Raw genomic sequence first — 696 nt, forward strand, 5'->3', positions numbered from 1 at the left:
AGGGCGGCATCTTCTCAAGCGTCGCGACCAAGGATTCTCATCCTGATTGACGCGCTCTTCTCATCAAGTTTGTCGCGCTACATTGGGCGGCGTCTCCTGCACCGTCTTGGCGATGACCTTCAGTCGCGTTTCCATGGGTAGCGGCGGTACACGTGACGGTCGTGTCTTGTGGCGCTTGATACCGGCCACGCCTTCCTCAAGATACCGTTGTTCCCAGCGCCAGACCGTGGGTTTCGACGTCTTCGCGCGCCGCATGATCTCGAAGGTGCCATGACAATCCGCTGTCGCCAGCACAATCTCGGCGCGCCAAACAAGCTTGCGCGGCGTGTTGCGGTTGGTGGTCAGAGCTCGAAGCTCAGCACGGTCGGCGGGGCCAAGGTAAAGGCAGATGTCGGAGCGTCTCATGCCAGGAATGTGGCACATCAAGCCCCCGATGGGAATCCTATGTCAGGTGTCGAACACTAGCTCGGGAACGAAAAGCGGTTTAGGTCGTCAGATCACAGGGCATCCGGGTGACCTGATACCTGAATTAATAGTTGCCCAGGCGGGCTCCGCCGTCAAGAAGTGGTCTCTGCCATAGCAAATACAGGGTCAGCCGAGTTGCTGCCCTCACCGCAGGGCAATCGCTTTTGGCATTAAGCCATTGCTATGTTTGTGAGAATCGAGCGCAGGAAGGTGTCATCCCAGCCTGCGCGC

Annotated in this window: 1 protein-coding gene; it reads right to left on the reverse strand. The window is 58.3% G+C overall.

Annotated elements, in window-relative coordinates; genetic code table 11:
* Positions 1–63: 63 nt before the first annotated feature.
* Positions 64–405, reverse strand: a complete 342-nt coding sequence (locus ACFTOW_RS13250; RefSeq protein WP_379916491.1) for a helix-turn-helix domain-containing protein — start codon at positions 403–405, stop codon at positions 64–66.
* Positions 406–696: the final 291 nt, after the last annotated feature.

Source organism: Lacimonas salitolerans, from assembly GCF_042677865.1.
Lineage (GTDB): Bacteria > Pseudomonadota > Alphaproteobacteria > Rhodobacterales > Rhodobacteraceae > Lutimaribacter > Lutimaribacter salitolerans.

Excerpts from the sequence above, each read along its gene's own strand:
- ACFTOW_RS13250 (WP_379916491.1), bottom strand. The coding sequence starts at position 405 with ATGAGACGCTCCGACATCTGCCTTTACCTTGGCCCCGCCGACCGTGCT.